Source organism: Marilutibacter maris (genome assembly GCF_006546735.2).
GTDB classification, from domain to species: domain Bacteria; phylum Pseudomonadota; class Gammaproteobacteria; order Xanthomonadales; family Xanthomonadaceae; genus Marilutibacter; species Marilutibacter maris.
The window spans coordinates 1-17,944 of record NZ_VICD02000165.1; the positions used below are offsets into that span (position 1 = coordinate 1).

General features: G+C 69.7%; 14 protein-coding genes. 4 read left to right on the top strand and 10 right to left on the bottom strand.

Annotated elements, in window-relative coordinates; translation table 11 throughout:
• Nucleotides 1–174: 174 nt before the first annotated feature.
• From FKV24_RS10085 to cysG, 5 genes are all read right to left on the bottom strand, one after another.
• Nucleotides 175–789: a sigma-70 family RNA polymerase sigma factor gene (locus FKV24_RS10085; protein ID WP_170288272.1), complete on the bottom strand. Its 615-nt coding sequence runs from the start codon at nt 787–789 to the stop codon at nt 175–177.
• Nucleotides 790–916: 127 nt separating this feature from the next.
• Nucleotides 917–1,642, bottom strand: a complete 726-nt coding sequence (gene murU, locus FKV24_RS10090; protein ID WP_141482290.1) for an N-acetylmuramate alpha-1-phosphate uridylyltransferase MurU — start codon at nt 1,640–1,642, stop codon at nt 917–919.
• On the bottom strand, nt 1,639–2,694 hold the full coding sequence (locus tag FKV24_RS10095) for an aminoglycoside phosphotransferase family protein (RefSeq protein WP_141482291.1): 1,056 nt from the start codon (nt 2,692–2,694) through the stop codon (nt 1,639–1,641). The genes murU and FKV24_RS10095 overlap by 4 nt, the downstream gene beginning before the upstream one ends.
• A 394-nt stretch (nt 2,695–3,088) precedes the next feature.
• Complete coding sequence (gene cysK / locus FKV24_RS10100) at nt 3,089–4,048, bottom strand: cysteine synthase A (protein ID WP_141482292.1); 960 nt, start codon at nt 4,046–4,048, stop codon at nt 3,089–3,091.
• A gap of 101 nt (nt 4,049–4,149) precedes the next feature.
• On the bottom strand, nt 4,150–5,652 hold the full coding sequence (gene cysG / locus FKV24_RS10105) for a siroheme synthase CysG (RefSeq protein ID WP_141482293.1): 1,503 nt from the start codon (nt 5,650–5,652) through the stop codon (nt 4,150–4,152).
• Between the two features lie 265 nt (nt 5,653–5,917).
• Between cysG and FKV24_RS10110 the strand changes: the two genes are divergently transcribed.
• Nucleotides 5,918–6,904 (top strand): LysR family transcriptional regulator, encoded by a 987-nt coding sequence (locus FKV24_RS10110; protein WP_111265735.1) that lies wholly within the window; start codon nt 5,918–5,920, stop codon nt 6,902–6,904.
• Nucleotides 6,905–7,194: 290 nt separating this feature from the next.
• Here FKV24_RS10110 and FKV24_RS10115 read toward each other — a convergent pair whose 3' ends face one another.
• From FKV24_RS10115 to FKV24_RS10135, 5 genes are all read right to left on the bottom strand, one after another.
• On the bottom strand, nt 7,195–8,364 hold the full coding sequence (locus tag FKV24_RS10115) for a hypothetical protein (RefSeq protein ID WP_249040988.1): 1,170 nt from the start codon (nt 8,362–8,364) through the stop codon (nt 7,195–7,197).
• 120 nt (nt 8,365–8,484) lie between these two features.
• Nucleotides 8,485–9,492: a WD40 repeat domain-containing protein gene (locus FKV24_RS10120; protein ID WP_141482316.1), complete on the bottom strand. Its 1,008-nt coding sequence runs from the start codon at nt 9,490–9,492 to the stop codon at nt 8,485–8,487.
• A 214-nt stretch (nt 9,493–9,706) separates the two neighbouring features.
• On the bottom strand, nt 9,707–10,498 hold the full coding sequence (locus FKV24_RS10125; RefSeq protein ID WP_141482295.1) for a phosphoadenylyl-sulfate reductase: 792 nt from the start codon (nt 10,496–10,498) through the stop codon (nt 9,707–9,709).
• The gene (cysI, locus tag FKV24_RS10130) at nt 10,495–12,210 is read right to left on the bottom strand and encodes an assimilatory sulfite reductase (NADPH) hemoprotein subunit (RefSeq protein WP_141482296.1); all 1,716 of its coding nucleotides are present in this window, start codon (nt 12,208–12,210) and stop codon (nt 10,495–10,497) included. The genes FKV24_RS10125 and cysI overlap by 4 nt, the downstream gene beginning before the upstream one ends.
• 1 nt (nt 12,211) lies before the next feature.
• The gene (locus FKV24_RS10135) at nt 12,212–14,059 is read right to left on the bottom strand and encodes an assimilatory sulfite reductase (NADPH) flavoprotein subunit (RefSeq protein WP_141482297.1); all 1,848 of its coding nucleotides are present in this window, start codon (nt 14,057–14,059) and stop codon (nt 12,212–12,214) included.
• A 168-nt stretch (nt 14,060–14,227) separates the two neighbouring features.
• On the opposite strand from FKV24_RS10135, the gene FKV24_RS10140 reads away from it, so the two are divergent.
• From FKV24_RS10140 to cysN, 3 genes are all read left to right on the top strand, one after another.
• The gene (locus FKV24_RS10140; protein WP_141482298.1) at nt 14,228–14,980 is read left to right on the top strand and encodes a sulfite exporter TauE/SafE family protein; all 753 of its coding nucleotides are present in this window, start codon (nt 14,228–14,230) and stop codon (nt 14,978–14,980) included.
• A gap of 76 nt (nt 14,981–15,056) precedes the next feature.
• Nucleotides 15,057–15,974, top strand: coding sequence for a sulfate adenylyltransferase subunit CysD (gene cysD, locus FKV24_RS10145; protein ID WP_141482299.1), 918 nt, complete (start codon nt 15,057–15,059; stop codon nt 15,972–15,974).
• Nucleotides 15,974–17,872, top strand: coding sequence for a sulfate adenylyltransferase subunit CysN (gene cysN, locus FKV24_RS10150; protein WP_111265742.1), 1,899 nt, complete (start codon nt 15,974–15,976; stop codon nt 17,870–17,872). The genes cysD and cysN overlap by 1 nt, the downstream gene beginning before the upstream one ends.
• Nucleotides 17,873–17,944 lie beyond the last annotated feature (72 nt).

The following is a 17,944-nucleotide window of genomic DNA, read 5'->3' on the forward strand; positions in this document are numbered from 1 at the left end:
GGATCAGCGCCACCGACACCACGGCCGCGGCGATGCCGGTGGCGCCGTGGATCGCCAGGCGGCGATGTCCGTGCGCGGCCAGCACACGTTCGCGCAGGCCGGCCGGTGCCGCGGGATCGGGCAGGGCGCGCAGGTGGCGACGCAGCAGGGGGTCGTGGTCGTTCATCGGCATGCTCATCTGACAGTACGGTGGGTCCGGGGTTCGATCGGGTCCTGTTGTCGTTCCTGTTCCTGTTCGGGGGGGCCGGTGTCGGAGGGGGCGTCCAGCGTCTCACGCAGTCGGGTCAGCGCGCGCGAGAGCAGCGACTTCGACCAGCTCGGCGTGCGCCCGAAGCGCTTGGCCAGCTCGGTGTGCGACCAGCCCTCGACCTCGTGCAGCCATACCAGGGTACGGGCCTGCGGGCTGAGCCGTTGCAGCAGTGCGGTCGCGTCCACCTGTCCGGAGGGGTCGGCGTCGGGGCCGGCCCACAGCTCGCTGTCGGGGCCCTCGTCGCCGGTGTCGACATAGAGGTGGCGGTGCTCGTGGCGCAGCCGGTCGATTGCGGCATTGGCGACCACCTTCTTCAGCCACGGCCGTACCGGCCGGTCGCTGCGGACGCTGCCGATGAAGCGCAGCATCTTGACGAAGGCATCGTGGGTCAGGTCCTCGGCCGCGGCCGGGTCGCCGGTCAGGCGCAGCGCCAGCGCATGCACGGCGTCGGCATGGCGGGCATACAGTTCGGCGAATGCCTTGCGATTGCCCCAGCGGGCCTTGCGCAGCAATTCGGGTTCGTCGACGAGGTGAGTCACGGCCTGATCCATGATGGACCTGTACGGCTGGGACAGGGAAACCGTCGCACACCCGCCGCATCGGCCGCGTGATGCCCTCAGCGCCCCTGTGGCGCCTGTCGGTTACGCAGAGGTGGTAGGCAGGCGCTCAGCCCGAAGGCGTGGCCGATAGGCGGGCGTCGAGTTCGGCCAGGCGTTGCGGGGTGCCGACGTCGGTCCAGCCGCCACGGTGGTGCTCGCCGCCGATCAGGCCCGCGCCCATGTGCGCCTTCAGCACCGGGGCGAGACGGAACCGCGGCTTGCCGTCGACATGCGCGCAATCGCCGACCCGCTTCTGCCAGCCGTCCAGCAGGCGCGGACGGTAGACCCCCAGGCCGGCATAGGTGAGGCGGTGCGCGCCGTCGGCGCGCACGCGGCCGTCCTCGTCGAGCGCGAAGTCGCCGTGGGTCGCGTGGGCCGGGCGGTCGACCATCACCAGGTGGGCGAGGCCGTCGGGCTCGCGCGGCAGGCGGGCGAAGTCGTAGTCAGTCCAGACATCGCCGTTGACCAGCAGGAAGGGCGCGTCGGCGTCGGAGGTCCCGGCCAGCAGCGGCAGTGCGTGGAGCATGCCGCCGCCGGTCTCCAGCGGCGTCGCGCCTTCGTAGGCGTAGTGCAGGCGCAGGCCCCAGCGTGCGCCGTCGCCCAGCGCCCGCGGGAACTGTTCGGCCAGCCAACTGGTGTTGATCACCACGTCGCGGATGCCGCAGGCGGCGAGCTTCTCCAGGTGCCAGACGATCAGCGGCTTGCCGCCGGCGCTCAGCAACGGTTTGGGCGTGCGTTCGGTCAGCGGGCGCATGCGCTCGCCCAGGCCGGCGGCGAAGATCAGCGCCTTCATGCGCCGTCCCCCGTCGTCGCGGACGCGTCCGGCATGCGCTCGAAGGCGGGACGTATCGCCTCGTCGAGCAGCTCGCGCAGCGGCTGCAGCGGGGCATGCCGCGGCAGCACCTCGTCGAGGTAGGCGATGAAGCGCGGCGCGTCGGCGATGTAGCGCGACTTGCCGTCGCGGTGATGGAGGCGGGCGAAGATGCCGAGGATCTTCAGGTGGCGCTGCACCCCGAGCCAGTCGGCATCGCGCAGGAAGCGTTCCAGCGGCGGCACCGGCAGACCGGCGTCCAGGGCGCGGGCGTGGTAGTGCGCCAGCCATCCGTCCACCCGCGCCAGCGGCCAGTCGAGGAAGGCGTCCTTGAACAGGCTGACCGGGTCGTAGGCGATCGGCCCGGACACGCAGTCCTGGAAGTCCAGCACCGCCGGGCCGCCGGCGACCGGCATCAGATTGCGCGGCATGTAGTCGCGATGGGTCAGCACCCGCGCCTGGGCCAGCGCGTTGTCCATCAGCCGGCGCTGGACCCGTTGCAGCCGCTCGGCGTCGGCGCAATCAAGATTCACCCTGAGGTGACGGCGCAGGAACCACTCCTCGAACAGGCCGGCGTCGCGCTGCAACAGGGCCTCGCCGAACACCGGCAGGTCGGCCGGCGGCGCGATCCGCTGCAGCCGCAACAGTTGTTCGATCGCGGCGTCGAAGTGGGCATCGGCGCTGTCCGCATCGATGACCTGGGCCAGGGTCGGGCCGCCGAGGTCCTCCAACAGCAGGAAACCGGCCGCGTCGTCGCTGGCGATCACCGCCGGTACGCGCACGCGGCCGTGTTCGAGCAGGGCGTGGACGCGCAGCCACGGCCGCACGTCCTCCAGCCCGGGCGGCGCATCCATCAGGATCCGGCTTGTCAGGATCCGGCTCGTCAGGCCCCGGCTCGGCGCCGACCCGAGGGTCCGCCAGTAGCTGCGATGGCCGGCGTCGAACGACGCGCGCTCCAGTTCCAGGCCGGGATCCCCGGTGGCGGCGCGGGCCCAGGCCAGGCGGTCGTGGGCGCGCGCGTCGGTATCGGTCATGCGGGAGGGTAGGCGGTTTCCGGAACGCACAGCATAAACGCCCGACGACCACGCAGCGCGGGCACGGTGCTGTGGCCCAGCCCCCTGAGTCAGGGGGAACGATATCCGGCTACGCCCGGATATCTCCCAAAGTTTGCTGCGCAAACCTTGGGCCCCGCCGGTGCGTTTCCACACCCCCATTCGCGCCGATGGCGCGAATCGCCCCCTGACTCAGGGGGCTGGGCATCTGTCCCCATACCGTATCCCGTAGGAGCGGCGTAGGCCGCGATGGAGTCTTGCCAGAAGGCCCTGGTCGCCGCTGACGCAGCTCCTACGAAACCCACTCACAACGTCGGCGTCCCGTGGGAGCTGCGCAAGCCTCCTCCAGTCGTGGCCTGCGCTGCAGGCGTGGGAGTCAGCCCTGGGCGGCCAGCCACTCGTCGTCGGAGCCTTCGGCGACGCCCTCGAACAGGAAGGTCGACAGGTAGCGTTCGCCGGTGTCCGGCAGCATCGCCAGAATCACCGAGCCCTCCGGCGCCTTCTCGGCCACTTGCAGCGCGGCGGCGGCGGTCGCGCCGGCGGAGATGCCGACGAACACGCCTTCCTCGGCCGCCAGCCGGCGTGAGGTGTCGCGGGCGAGCTCGTCGGCGATCGGCAGGATCTGGTCGGCGATGGTGCGGCTGAGCACGTCCGGCAGGAAGTCGGGGGTCCAGCCCTGGATCTTGTGCGGCTGCCATTCCTTGCCCGACAGCAGCGCCGCGCCGGCCGGTTCGCTGGCGATCACCTGGATGTCGGGACGCGCCAGCTTGAGCACCTCGCCGGCGCCGGTGATGGTGCCGCCGGTGCCCCAGCCGCTGACGAAATAGTCCAGTCGCCGGCCGGCGAAGTCGCTGAGGATCTCCGGGCCGGTGGTCTGGCGGTGATAGGCCGGGTTGGCCTCGTTCTCGAACTGGCGGGCGAGGAACCAGCCGTGCTTGTCGGCCAGTTCCTGCGCCTTGCGCACCATGCCGCTGCCGCGCTCGGCGGCCGGGGTCAGGATCACCCGGGCGCCGTAGGCGCGCATCAGCTTGCGGCGCTCGATCGAGAAGGTCTCGGTCATCACCGCGACGAACGGATAGCCGCGCGCGGCGCAGACCATCGCCAGGGCAATGCCGGTATTGCCGCTGGTCGCCTCGATCACGGTCTGGCCGGGCTTGAGCAGGCCCTTGCGTTCGGCGTCGAGGATGATCGCCAGCGCCAGCCGGTCCTTGACCGAGCCGCCGGGGTTGAACGACTCGACCTTGGCGTAAAGGCTGACGTGGCGGGGCGCGATGCGATGGAGTTTGACGATCGGCGTGCTGCCGACGGTGTCGAGGATGCTGTCGTACAGGGCCATGGTGTGCTCCGGTGACGGGATGGGGAGAACGGAACGGGGGCGGGCCTCAGGGATGACGTGCTCCGGGGCCGGCTGCGGCCGTGGGCACGGGTCTCCCGGGCTCAGGCCGCCCAGGGAATGGCGGCGGCGTCGGGCGCGTCTTCCAGGCGCAGCGGGGCGGGCCCGAACCAGTGTAGTACCGAGGCCGAGGCGGCGACTTCACCCAGAATCAACAGCGCCGGTGCCTGCACTGCGTGCGCGGCGGCGGTCTGCGGCAACTGTGCGAGAGTGCCGACGACCACCCGCTGGCGGGCACGGGTGCCGTTCTCGACCAGGGCGAACGGGGTGTCGGCGCTGCGGCCATGGGCGATCAGCCGGTCGCGCACGCGCTCCAGCCCGGATACGCCCATGTAGAAGGCCAGGGTCTGCCGCTCCTGCGCCAGCGCCGGCCAGTCGATCGGGTCGCCGCCGTCGCGGCCGAGCGCGGTCACGAAGCGCACCGACTGGGCGTGGTCGCGATGGGTCAGCGGCACGCCCGCATAGGCGGCGCAGGCGACCGCGGCGGTGATCCCGGGCACGACTTCGAAGTCGATGCCGTGCGCGTGCAGGACCTCCAGCTCCTCGCCGCCGCGGCCGAACACGAACGGGTCGCCGCCCTTGAGTCGCACCACGCGCTTGCCGGCGCGGGCATGCTCGACCAGCATCGCGTGGATGCGCGACTGGGTGGCTTCGTGATTGCCGCCGACCTTCTTGCCGACCTCGATCAGCTCGGCGTCGCGGCGGGCCAGTGCCAGCACTTCGCGGCTGACCAGGCGGTCGTGCAGGATCACGTCGGCCTCGTTGAGCACGCGCAGGCCGCGCAGGGTCAGCAGGCCCGGATCGCCGGGCCCGGCGCCGACCAGGGCGACGCTGCCGGTGGGCACGGGAGCGGTTTCGGCCAGCGCCTGCTCGAATGCGCGTCGCGCGCCGGCGCTGTCGCCGCGACGCAGTCGCTGCGGTACCGGACCGGCGAGCAGGCGCTCGAAGAACGTGCGACGCGCGCCGATCTCGGGCCAGCGCCGGCGGATCCGTTCACGCTGAACGGTCAGCAGTTCCGCCAACTCGCCCAGCGACTCATCGAGCTGGGTCTCGAATCGTTCGCGCAGGTGCCGGGCCAGCATCGGCGCGCCACCGCCACTGGAGATCGCGATCTGCAGGCGACCGCGTTCGACCCGCGACGGCACCTGCACGCTCGACAGTTCGGCATCGTCGACCACGTTCGCCCACAGGCGTCGCGATTCGGCGGCGGCGGCGACCGCGCGGTTGACGGCCGCGTCGTCGGTGGCGGCGACGACCAGCCAGACATCGTCGAGCCAGGCCGGATCGAAGGACGCGGCCAGGTGCTCGATGTCGCCGTCGTCGACCCGTTGCGCGATCGCCGGCTCCAGCTCGGGCGCGCCGACCACGACACGGGCGCCGGCCGCGCGCAGGGCCTCGATCTTGCGCCGTGCGACCGCCCCGCCGCCGACCACGAGAACGCGGCGGTCCTGCAGGTCCAGGAACAACGGGAACAGCGCCGGCGTGCGTGCGGCGGCCGGCGCCTGGCGGGGCGTTCGCGGGTTGGAGGGGGTGTGACGAGCGGACATCGGGAGAGCGGGTGTCGGCAGTGCGGACCCCAGACGCTAGGACCCCGCCCCGGCGAGGGGAAATGAGCAATCGACCGGCAACCATGCCCAGCGGTCATAAGCGATAGCGGGCGCCACGCTGGACGGGTCATGACGCTTGGGCTAGCTTCACTGGCAGCCATGGCGGGTGGTCTCGTGCCCGTGCTCCAGGCCAGCGCGCGGCGCCGAACACGCCCGGACGCCGGCCCTCGGCATCAACGGCCGACATCACCGGACCCGATCTGCGATGACCCTGACCCAGCTCCGCTACCTTGTTGCCATCGTCGATGCCGGCCTCAACATCACCCTGGCCGCCGAGCGCGTGCACGCGACCCAGCCGGGCTTGTCCAAACAGCTCAAGCAGCTGGAGGAGGAGCTGGGGTTCCAGCTGTTCATGCGCCGCGGCCGCAGCCTGGAGGCGGTGGCGCCGGCCGGCGAACGGGTGATCGCGCATGCGCGCAGGATCCTGGAGGAAGCCGCCAACATCCGCGCCTATGCGGCCAACGAGCGCGGCGAGCACGTCGGCCGGCTGGTGCTGGCCACGACCCATACCCAGGCCCGCCATGTGTTGCCGGGCGCGATCGCGAGCATCAAGCGTGCCTATCCGCGCATCAGCGTGCACCTGGAGCCGGTCGCCGACGGCGAGGTGCTGGAACAGCTTGCCCACGGTGCCGCCGATCTGGCCGTGCTCAGTACCGCCGGCCAGGTGCCCGACGGCGGTCTGGCGGTGCCGTTGTTCCGCTGGCAGCGCAAGGTGATCGTGCCCCGGTCGCATCCGCTGGCCACGATCGGCCGCGCGCCGACCCTGATCGAGCTGTCGCGCCATCCACTGGTCAGCTACGAATCCTCGATCCGTCCGGAGTCGTCGCTGCAGCGGGCCTTCGCCGGCGAGGGCGTCGAGCCGCAACTGGCGATGACCGCGCGCGACGCCGATCTGATCAAGACCTATGTGCGCGCCGGCATGGGCGTGGGCCTGCTGGCGGAGATGGCGCTGGGCGTGCAGGAGGCGGCCGACCTGGTGGTGCTGCCGGCGCCGGCGGCGGTTCCCGAATGCATCGCCTGGGCGGTGCTGCCGCGCTCGCGGGTGTCGCGCGATTACGCGCTGGAGCTGATCCACGCGATCGCGCCGCAGATCGACCGCCACGACGTGCGACGGGTGCTGGAGGGCAATGCCGAGGCCGACTGGCCGCTGCCGCCGAGCTGGATCGAGCTGACCCAGACGCTGACCTTGTAGGCGCCGGCCGCGCAGGCTTTCGGTAGGAGCGGCTAAGTCGCGATCCCGGGGCCCTCCCATGAAACCATCGCGGCTCACGCCGCTCCTACGAGATGCGATATGGGACGGACCCGGCCCCCAGGGAGAGGCGACTCGCATCGCAGATGCGGATGGGGGTGTGGAAGCGCAACAGCGGGGCCCAAGGTTTGCGCCGCAGACTTTGGGAGATGTCCGGGCGCGGCCCGGGGATCGCGGCTCACGCCGCTCCTACGGAGCCGGTCCCGCGATTGCTGTCCTCCCGGTGGCGCCGGTCATTTCCCGCACGCCTCCCGCTGCGTGGCGCGCGTCATTTCCGATCCGGACTTCCCGCCATGCAGGACTGCCCGCCATGCCTCGTGGTTGCCGTCGGGGTTGATACCCGAGCCGACGATCACGCTGCCGTCGTTGGACGTGTCCTCCGCCCTGCGCAGGGTCCAGCCTGTCAGGTCCAGGCGGTAGTCCGTTTCAAGCACCGTCTTCAGGCGCTGCATGCCATCGGCAGCGGTCCACAGGAACGCCTCTTCGCCGTCGCCGAAATCCCCGAATCCGACCACCGTCGTTCCGCATGAGGACATGCCCTCGGCGATGAACGGAGGCCCGCCGTCGGCGACCGACAGCACCGCCGTTTCCCGGTCCGTCCATAGCACCAGATCCCCGGAGCGTGCGAACCGGGTGCCGATGTTGCCCGCCAGTGCGAAGCCTTCCGGAGAGAGGGCGCTCACCGATCCCAGGCCGGACAGGGACACCTCGCCAGATCCGCCCTCGACCCAGCGATAGGCGTCGTAGGCCGTGTCGTTCCACAGTCCCAGGCCCGCGATGACGGTAGCGTCGTCCGAAACATGCTCCGCGCGGCCCAGCACCCAGGCGCGCAGGTCGGCGCCGTGTCGGTTTTCGATCAGTTCCTGCAGGTCCTGCATGCCGTCTTCCCGCGTCCACAGGAACGCCCGCTCCCTTTCGCCGTTCCGCCACCGGCTTTGCCCGATCACGATCGAGCCGTCGCCGGAGACGCCGGACGCGCTGCAGCCCAGGTCGCCGCACGGGAAACCATTCAATCCGTGGAGCGTCCCATCCCTCCAGACAACGGCCTGCGAAGGCGATGCGCCGGTGGGGAAGAAGCGGGTGCCCACGATCGTGGAGCCGTCTGCCGAAATCGCTTCGGCCAGCGACGATGCGCCCGGCTGCGACACGCCCAGCGACTGCATCCGCCCGCCGGCCCAGCGGAACGCTTCGGTCCTGCCATCCGCGACGCTGCCTTGCCCGGCCACGGTGCTCCCGTCCGCGGATACGGCTGCGGCGAAAGAGGCGAACGTCCCACCGGGCAGATCGCCCAGTCCTTCGAACCGGGCCGATGATGATCCGGTGGTGACGCATCCGCCCAACTGCAGGACGAGGCAGGCCGACAGGGCGATCGCCGCCAGGCTGCGGCGCATGTCGATTTGCATTGGCGTCAAGACGGGGCTCCGAGGCGAGGAACGGGGCGCAGGCGTTGTCGCGGACGGTCATGGTCTCCACCTGCGACGAGTGCGGCGGACGCGGTCGCGTCCGCTGGCGTGGCGATCGCGTCAGTCGCCGTGGACCGGCCTGACGTGCACCTGCCCATCGTCGCCGGCCACGGCCACATGCCGGCCGTCGGGGGACAGGGCGACCGCGCGTATCCGCTGCTCGGAGACCTTGCCGATGCTCAGCAACTCCAGTGGCGCCAGCCGCCACACGGCATAGCGCCCCCATTCGTCCCCGGCCGCGATGCGTTTGCCGTCCGCGCTGATGGCGATGGCCTGCACCAGGGGCTGGTTGAACTTCCCGACTTCCTCGCCGGGCTCGATCAGCGGATTGAATTGGCGGGTGATGGTCTGTGTTTCCAGATCGACCACGGCTACGCCGCATCCGGTATCGTTCATGCACGAATCACCGACAACGATGCGACGTTCATCGAGAAAGCGGACGTTCCCCGCGTCTCTCAACGGCTCCAGCGAGAAGTCGGCGATCTGCTTGCCGCTGGCTACGTTCCACATCGTCAGCTCGGCATGGCCCTCCGTGCGAAAGCCGGACGGCCCGTCGTAGGTGCAGACCAGGGTGCTCCAGCCATCGTTGATGGCGCAATCGCCTTGCCGCGGCTTGCCGCCATCGAAGCGGGCGACGAGCTCACCGCTGTCGGTATCGAAGATGCCGGCACCGCTGGCGGTGGTGTTGCCCAGGATGACCCGTGCGCCATCGGGCGAGAATCCGATGCTGCTGCCGAGGCTGACATACGATCGGCTTCTCGTGCCCAGCATGTATTGCTGGCCGATCTGTCCGGTATCGACATCGATGAGACTGGCCCGGGGTTCCATGCCCTCCTGGTTGGCAAGCAGGCGGCGGCCATCGTGCGACAGGCTCATCGCAGCGACCGTCTGTTCGACCGCCGTCTCCGTCACCAGTGCATTCCCGGAAAGTTCCCAGACCTTGATCTCGCCATCCAGGCCTCCAGCGGCCAGCCGGCTGCCGTCGCCGCTGTACGCGAGGGCATGGATGGCGTCGGAGAGCCTCATGTCGGCGGCGTGGGCCGTGGGCGCCACGACGGTGGCGAGCATGAGCGGGACGAGAACGCGAAGCACTGCGGGAGCCTCCTGGTGTCGAGGGCCGTTGGGCCGGGGGCGCGCAGGATGCCACAGCGATCGCGGGCGCGACCGGGACGCGTTGCCCGCAAAGCGGAACGATGGCGCCGAATCGAATGTAGGACATACGACGCCTGTCGCGGGCGCCGGCCGCTCCTACGGAAATCGGGCTTGTACGCCGTGCGGGGACTCAGGCCGCCTGCGCGTCGTCCTCGTTGTCGAAGTGTAGGCCGCACTCGCGCTTGAGGCCGAAGAAGCGGGTGTCCTCTTCGCGCATGCCCGGTTCCAGCCGGCGGGTGGTGTGGACGTCGCCGATCGACACGTAGCCCTGGTGCCACAGCGGGTGGTAGGGCAGGTCGTGCTGGTTCAGGTATTGCCAGACGTCGCGGTCGCTCCAGTCGGCCAGCGGGTGCAGCTTCCAGCGGCCGTTGCGCAGCTCCAGCACGTCGATGTTCGCGCGGCTTTCCGACTGCGTACGGCGCAGACCGGCGATCCAGGTGCGCACGCCCAGCTCCTCGAGCGCGCGCTGCATCGGCTCGACCTTGTGGATGCGGTTGTAGCGTTCGATGCCGTCCAGGCCCTTTTCCCACAACCGGCCCAGCCGCGCTTCGGCCCAGGCGTTGCTGACCTGCGGGCGATAGACTTGAAGGTTCAGGTCCAGGCGCTCGCTCAGACCGTCGATGAAACGGTAGGTCTCGGGAAACAGGTAGCCGGTGTCGACCAGGATCACCGGGATCTTCGGCGCCTGGCGCGTCACCAGGTGCAGCGACACCGCGGCCTGGGCGCCGAAACTGGAGGACAGCGCATGCTCGCCGGCGGTGTTCTCCAGCGCCCAGGCGACGCGATCCTCGGCGCTGCGCTGGGCCAGCCAACGATTGAGCTCGGCCAGCGCCTTGGGCGACTCGGCGGCGGTGATCGGATCGGGGGGCAGACCGTTGCCGGACCTGTGCCTGGAGGACGTGCCGTTCGGGGACTGGCTCATGGGGAGACCTCGTAGTTCGAGGGATGCCGATAGGCGACGACGGCGCTGCGCACCAGGAAGTCGCCGAAGCCCTCGTCGGCCTGGCGTTCGCCGGCGTAGCGCGCGAACAGGGTGTCGAGCTCGGCGAGGATCGCGGCCTCGTCGATGTTCTCGCGGTGCAGGGTATTGAGCCGCTGGCCGCGATGGTCGGCGCCGAGCATCAGGTTGTAGCGGCCGGGGGCCTTGCCGACCAGGGCGATCTCGCCCAGGTAGGGACGCGAGCAGCCGTTCGGGCAGCCGCTGACGCGCAGATTGATCGGCGCATCGTCGAGGCCGTGCCGGCGCAGCAGGGCGTCGACCCGTGCGACCAGATCGGGGAGGTAGCGCTCGGCCTCGGCCATCGCCAGGCCGCAGGTCGGCAGCGCCACGCAGGCGATCGCGTCGCGTTGCAGCGGGCTGGCGCCGCGGTGGATGTCCAGTGCGTACACCGCGACCAGGGCGTCGACCGCCTGTCGGCGTGCGGCCGGGACGTTGGCGATCACCAGGTTCTGGTTGGCGGTCATGCGGAACTCGGCGTCCTCGTCGGCCTCGCCGAGCACGCGCGCGATCTCGCGCAGGCCGCTGAGGTGGCGGACGCCGTCGCCGTCGACGATGCGGCCGGCGGGCAGGGCCAGGGTCAGGTGCCAGCGCCCGTCCTCGCCCTCGACCCAGCCGAAGCGGTCGTTGTTGTGCTCGAACGCCCACGCCCGTGCCGGTGCGAACGCGATCCCGGCGCGTTTCTCGACCTCGGCCGTGAATGCCTCAAGGCCATGGTCGTCGATGGTGTATTTCAGGCGTGCGCGCTTGCGCAGCTCGCGGTTGCCCCAGTCGCGCTGGGTGGTGACCACGGCGGTGGCGACCGCCTTCAGCGCATCGACCGGGACGAAGCCGATCACGTTGCCCAGGCGCGGATAGGTTTCGGCATCGCCGTGGGTGGCGCCCATGCCGCCGCCGACCACGACGTTGTAGCCGGCGATCGAGGCGTTGCCGGCGGAGTCGGTATCGACGATGGCGATGAAGCCCAGGTCCTGGGCGAACACGTCGACGTCGTTGTACGGCGGTACCGCGAAACCGATCTTGAACTTGCGCGGCAGGTAGGTTTCGCCGTAGACCGGTTCGTCGATCTGGGGACCGCCGGCGACCTGTTCCTCGTCGAGCCAGATCTCGTAGTAGGCGCGGGTGTTCGGCAGCAGGTGCTCGGAGACCTCGGCCGCGTGCGCGTACACCGTCGCGTGCAGCGACGACTGGTGCGGATTGGCCGAGACCGCGACGTTGCGGTTGACGTCGCCGCAGGCGGCGAGGGTATCGATCAGCGTGGCGTTGATCGCCTGCATCGTCGCCTTCAGCTCGGTCTTGATCACGCCGTGGAACTGGAACGCCTGGCGGGTGGTGATGCGCAGGCCGCGTTCGGCGTAGGTGGTCGCGATCGCGTCCAGCTTCAGCCATTGCGACGGAGTGACCACGCCGCCGGGGGTGCGGGTGCGGATCATGAAGCTGTAGGCGGGTTCGAGTTTTGCGACCCGGCGCGCCTCGCGCACGTCGCGGTCGTCCTGCTGGTAGCTGCCGTGGTACTTGATCAGGGTCTGGTCGTCCTCGCGCAGCGACCCGGTCAGCGGATCGGCGAGGCTCTCCAGCAGGCTGCCGCGCAGGCCGGCGCTGGCGCGCTTGATGTCTTCGACCGAATGCGTGCTCATCTCAGTAGACGTCCCGGGCGTAGCGGCCCTGTTGCTGCAATTGGTTCAGATAGTCCTCGGCGTCCTCGCGCGACTTGCCGCCGTGCTCGGCGACCACATCGAGCAGGGCCGCGTGCACGTCCTTGCCCATCGCGATCGCGCCGCAGACATAGAAATGCGCGCCGTTCTCCAGCCAGTCGTAGAGCGCGCGGCCCTGTTCGCGGATGCGCTGCTGGACGTAGATCTTTCCGGCCTGGTCGCGCGAGAACGCCAGGTCGATCCGCTGCAGATGGCCGTCGCGGATCGCGCGCTGCCATTCCAACTGGTAGAGGAAGTCGGTGCGGAAGTGCGGATTGCCGAAGAACAGCCAGTTGCGCCCGTCCGCATCGATCTCGGCACGCTCCTGGACGAAGGCGCGGAACGGTGCGACGCCGGTGCCGGGGCCGACCATGATGATGTCGCGATCCGGGTCGGCCGGCAGCCGGAAGCGCTCGTTGGCCTCGACATAGACCGGCAGGCGGTCGCCCTCGGCGGTGCGGGCGAGGAAGTTCGACGCACTGCCCCAGCGGGTGCGCTCGCCGGCTTCGTATTCGATGTGGGCCACGGTCAGGTGAACCTCGTCGCCGACATGTTTCTGGCTGGAGGCGATCGAATACAGTCGCGGCGCCATCGGCCGCAGTGCGTCGACCAGAGCGTCCGCGCTCCAGTCGGCCGGATGGAGGTGCAGCAGGTCGGCGATCTGGTGGCTGTCGAACAACCGCGCGAGGTCGTCGCGGCGCTCGGGTTGCAGCAGGGCCAGCAGGTCGCCGTCGCCGGCGCGTTCGGCATGCGCGGCCAGGAACGGGCGTGACAGCCGGGTCAGTTCGCGGCGCGCGCCCAGCCATTCGCGCAGCGGACGCTCATCGCCGCCGGCCTGGACCGCGGCATCGCCGTCGAGCTTCAGCGTCGCCAGCACTTCGTCGACCAGGGCCGGCGGGTTGCGCGGCCAGATACCCAGCGCGTCGCCGGGCTGGTAGTGCAGGCCCGACCCTTCCAGCGAGAGTTCGAAATGACGCACGTCGCGGCCCTGCGGCGAGCGCGGACCGCTGGCGGCGCTCAGCCGATGGCCGGCCAGCAGTTCGGCCTGGAACGGACGATCGCGGTCGTGCGCCGGCGCGCTCTGCTGCAGCGGACGCAACGGGGTGACGGTGGCGCTGTGGGCCGGCGCGGCGGAGGCGGTAGCGGCGGCGACCAGGGTGCGGGTTTCGTCGATCGCGCGTTGCAGCCATGGGGTCGCGACACTTTCGATGTCGAGATCGGCGTCGCCACGCTCGAACAGTCGCGCCGCGCCCAGTTCGGCGAGACGTTCGTCCAGGATCCGGCCGATCTCGCAGAACTGCGGATAGCTGGAGTCGCCCAGCCCGAGCACCGCATAGCTCAATTGCGGCAACTTCGGCGCACGGCGGCCGCGGATGAATTCGACCAGTCCGATCGAGTCGTCCGGCGGGTCGCCCTCGCCCTGGGTGCTGATCACGATGTAGAGCCGCTTCTCGTCCTTCAGTTCGCGGGTCGGGTAGGCGTCGGCGCGCAGCAGGCGCACCGATGCGCCGGTGGCTTCCAGTTCCGCGGACAGCTTCTCGGCGAGTCGGCGGGCGTTGCCGGTCTGGCTACCGTAGACCACGGTCACCGTCGGCGCGGCGTCGGCAACCGGCGGGGCCGCGGCGACGGCGGCCGCGACGGTGACGCCGGCAGGCAACGCCCGGGCACGGGCGAGTCCGGCGGCATAGCCGGAGATCCACCACAGACCGGCACCGTCGAGGTCGTCGGTGAGGCGGGTCAGCAGCCCGGATTGCGCGTCGGTCAGCGGGGCGGGGGCAGGGGAGGCGGGCATCGCAGCGGTCTCGGAACCACGGTCTGGTGGAATCGAGACTAGGCAGCGCCCCGGCGCGGCGGAAAGGATCGCTGGTTATGCGGTTATGCCAATCGCGAACTTCTCGCACCGCCGTCGCCTCCCGATACTGCGTCCCCTCCCGCATCTGCCCGGTCGCGCGTCCGCGCCATGGAACTTTCCCCCGAACTGCTGCAGTACATCGCCATCGGCATTGCCGCGCAGCTGATCGACGGCGCGCTGGGGATGGCCTACGGGGTGACCGCCTCCAGCCTGTTGCTGGGACTGGGCGTGCCGCCGGCGGTCGCCAGCGCCACCGTGCATACCGCCGAGTGCTTCACCACCGGCGCGTCGGCGGCCTCGCACCATGCCTTCGGCAATATCGACAAACGCCTGTTCAGGAAACTGCTGCTCCCCGCCATCGTCGGCGCCGGGATCGGCGCCTACCTGCTGTCGAGCATCCCGGGCGAGGCGATCCGGCCCTGGGTCGCGGCCTATCTGCTGCTGATGGGCGTGGTCATCATCGTCAAGGTGTTCCGGGCGTTCCCCTCGCGCGAGGTCGCCAGCCACGTCGGACCGCTGGGGTTCTTCGGCGCACTGATCGACGCGATGGGCGGTGGCGGCTGGGGTCCGATCGTCGCCAGCAATCTGCTCGCTCGCGGCAATGCCTTCCGTTTGACCGTCGGTACCGTGAACGCGGTCGAATTTTTCGTCACCCTGACCGCCTCGCTGGTATTCCTGTTCACTCTCGGTATCAGTCACTGGCAGGTGATCCTGGGACTGGCGGCCGGCGGCGTGATCGCGGCCCCGTTCGGTGCCTGGCTGGTGAAACGGATCAACCCGAGGCCAATGCTGATCGTCGTCGGCCTGGTCGTGATCGGCCTGAGCGTCAGGACCCTTCTGAAGCATTACGGCCTGATATAGGCCAGAATGACCGGCTCAACACCATTGTCGAAGCCTGGCCGCCAGAGCCGGCCCCCAGAGAATCCAAGTCTTCCCGATGCCCAATCTCCCCGATAGCGCACTGTCCCATCTCGACCGGCTCGAGGCCGAGAGCATCCACATCCTCCGCGAGGTCGCCGCCGAGTTCCAGAATCCGGTGATGATGTACTCGGTGGGCAAGGACAGTTCGGTGCTGCTGCACCTGCTGGTCAAGGCGTTTGCCCCCGCGCGTCCGCCGATTCCGCTGCTGCATGTCGATACCGGCTGGAAGTTCCGCGAGATGATCGCGTTCCGCGACCGTCGTGCCGCCGAGACCGGGGTCGAACTGCGCACCCATACCAATCCCGATGGTCTTGCCCAGGACATCGGGCCGTTCTCCCACGGCGCCACCGTCCATACCGACGTGATGAAGACCCAGGCGCTGAAGCAGGCGCTGGACAAATGGGGCTTCGACGCCGCGATCGGCGGCGCCCGCCGCGACGAGGAGAAGTCGCGCGCCAAGGAGCGCATCTTCAGCTTTCGCAGCGCCCAGCACCGCTGGGATCCGAAGGCGCAGCGCCCGGAGCTGTGGGACGTCTACAACACGCGGGTCAACAAGGGCGAGAGCGTGCGCGTGTTTCCGCTGTCGAACTGGACCGAGCTCGACATCTGGCTCTACATCTATCGCGAGAAGATTCCGGTGCCGGAGCTTTATTTCGCCGCCGAGCGGCCGGTGGTCGAGCGCGATGGCGCGCTGATCATGGTCGACGACGCGCGCATGCCGCTGGCCGAGGGCGAGGTGCCGCGGATGCGCCGGGTGCGTTTCCGCACCCTGGGCTGCTATCCGCTGACCGGCGCGATCGATTCCGACGCCGACACGCTCGAGAAGATCATCGCCGAGATGCTGGTCGCCACCTCCTCCGAGCGCCAGGGCCGGGTCATCGATCACGACCCGACCGCATCGATGGAGATGAAGAAGCAGGAGGGTTATTTCTGATGGAGGCTTCCACCGACACCGTCAACCTGGACGCCGGGCAGGCGGTTGCCGCCTACCTCGAACAGCACGAGACCAAGGGCCTGCTGCGCTTCATCACCTGCGGCAGCGTCGACGACGGCAAGAGCACCCTGATCGGGCGTCTGCTGTACGACACCAAGCGCCTGTTCGACGACCAGCTCGCGGCGCTGGAGTCCGACAGCCGTCGCCACGGCACCCAGAACGGCGAGATCGACTACGCGCTGCTGGTGGACGGCCTGTCGGCCGAGCGCGAGCAGGGCATCACCATCGATGTCGCCTACCGTTTCTTCAGCACCGAGCAGCGCAAGTTCATCGTCGCCGACTGCCCGGGCCATGAGCAGTACACCCGCAACATGGCGACCGGCGCGTCGACCGCCGATGTCGCGGTGGTGCTGGTCGACGCCCGCAAGGGCCTGCTGACCCAGACCCGCCGGCACAGCTACATCGTGTCGCTGCTGGGCATCCGCCATGTCCTGCTGGCGGTCAACAAGATGGATCTGGTCGGCTACGACCAGGCGGTATTCGACGACATCGTCGGCGGCTACCGCGAACTGGCCGCCCAGCTCGGCATCGAGCATGTGCAGGCGGTGCCGCTGTCGGCGCTGCGGGGCGACAACCTGATCGAACGCTCGCCGCAGACCTCCTGGTACGGCGGTCCGAGCGTGCTGGAGTATCTGGAGACGGTCGATCCGCGGCGCGATCAGGCCGGGACCGGCCTGCGCCTGCCGGTGCAGTGGGTCAACCGTCCGAACCAGGACTTCCGCGGCTTCGCCGGCACCATCGCGGCGGGCACCGTCAGGCCCGGCGACAGTGTGGTCGCGCTGCCGTCCGGACGTCGCTCGCAGGTCGCGCGCATCGTGACCGCCGACGGCGATCTCGCCCATGCCGGCGCGGGCCAGGCGGTGACCCTGACCCTCACCGACGAGCTCGACATCAGCCGCGGCGACGTGATCGCCGCCAGCGCGCAGCCGCCGGAGCTGTCCGATCAGTTCGCCGCCCACCTGCTATGGATGGGCGAGCATTCGCTGCTGCCGGGGCGCCCGTACTGGCTGAAGATCGGCGCACGCACGGTCGGCGCGACGGTCACCGAGATCAAGCACAAGATCGACGTCAACACCCAGGACAGGCTGGCGGCCAAGCATCTGGAGCTGAACGAGGTCGCGTTGTGCAATCTGCACCTGGACCAGTCGATCCCGTTCGAGGCCTATCGCGACAACCGCGCGCTGGGCGGCTTCATCCTGATCGACCGGATGAGCAACGCGACCGTGGCCGCGGGCACCCTGGAGTTCGCGCTGCGTCGCGCCGGCAACATCCACTGGCAGCACGTCGATGTCGACAAGGCGGCGCGCTCGGCCAGCAAGGGCCAGGCCGCGCGCTGCGTCTGGTTCACCGGCCTGTCGGGTTCGGGCAAGTCGACGATCGCCAATCTGGTCGACAAGCGCCTGCACGCGATGGGACGGCATGCCTTCGTGCTCGACGGCGACAACGTCCGCCACGGTCTCAACAAGGACCTGGGCTTCACCGACGAGGACCGCGTCGAGAACATCCGCCGCGTCGCCGAGGTCGCCAGGCTGATGACCGATGCCGGCCTGATCGTGCTGGTCAGCTTCATCTCGCCGTTCCGCGCCGAGCGGCGGATGGCGCGCGAGCTGTTCGGCGAGGACGAGTTCATCGAGGTCTTCGTCGACACGCCGCTGGATGTCGCCGAGCAGCGCGACGTGAAGGGGCTCTACGCCAAGGCGCGCGCAGGCAAGATCCCGAACTTCACCGGCATCGACTCGCCCTATGAGCAGCCGGAGACGGCGGAACTGGTCCTGGATACCGTTTCGCAAAGCGCCGAGGACCTGGCCGAACAGGTGATACGCAAGCTGCTCGACTGACGGGCGGGGTTGCGCCGCGGCAACGAGAAAGGGCCGGATCGCGCGATCCGGCCCTTTTTCTTCCGCGACGAT

Coding starts and splice junctions, on each gene's coding strand:
- murU (WP_141482290.1), bottom strand. CDS start 1,642: ATGAAGGCGCTGATCTTCGCCGCCGGCCTGGGCGAGCGCATGCGCCCG.
- FKV24_RS10095 (WP_141482291.1), bottom strand. CDS start 2,694: ATGACCGATACCGACGCGCGCGCCCACGACCGCCTGGCCTGGGCCCGC.
- cysK (WP_141482292.1), bottom strand. CDS start 4,048: ATGGCCCTGTACGACAGCATCCTCGACACCGTCGGCAGCACGCCGATC.
- cysG (WP_141482293.1), bottom strand. CDS start 5,652: ATGTCCGCTCGTCACACCCCCTCCAACCCGCGAACGCCCCGCCAGGCG.
- FKV24_RS10110 (WP_111265735.1), top strand. CDS start 5,918: ATGACCCTGACCCAGCTCCGCTACCTTGTTGCCATCGTCGATGCCGGC.
- FKV24_RS10115 (WP_249040988.1), bottom strand. CDS start 8,364: ATGCAAATCGACATGCGCCGCAGCCTGGCGGCGATCGCCCTGTCGGCC.
- FKV24_RS10120 (WP_141482316.1), bottom strand. CDS start 9,492: ATGCTCGCCACCGTCGTGGCGCCCACGGCCCACGCCGCCGACATGAGG.
- FKV24_RS10125 (WP_141482295.1), bottom strand. CDS start 10,498: ATGAGCCAGTCCCCGAACGGCACGTCCTCCAGGCACAGGTCCGGCAAC.
- cysI (WP_141482296.1), bottom strand. CDS start 12,210: ATGAGCACGCATTCGGTCGAAGACATCAAGCGCGCCAGCGCCGGCCTG.
- FKV24_RS10135 (WP_141482297.1), bottom strand. CDS start 14,059: ATGCCCGCCTCCCCTGCCCCCGCCCCGCTGACCGACGCGCAATCCGGG.
- FKV24_RS10140 (WP_141482298.1), top strand. CDS start 14,228: ATGGAACTTTCCCCCGAACTGCTGCAGTACATCGCCATCGGCATTGCC.
- cysD (WP_141482299.1), top strand. CDS start 15,057: ATGCCCAATCTCCCCGATAGCGCACTGTCCCATCTCGACCGGCTCGAG.
- cysN (WP_111265742.1), top strand. CDS start 15,974: ATGGAGGCTTCCACCGACACCGTCAACCTGGACGCCGGGCAGGCGGTT.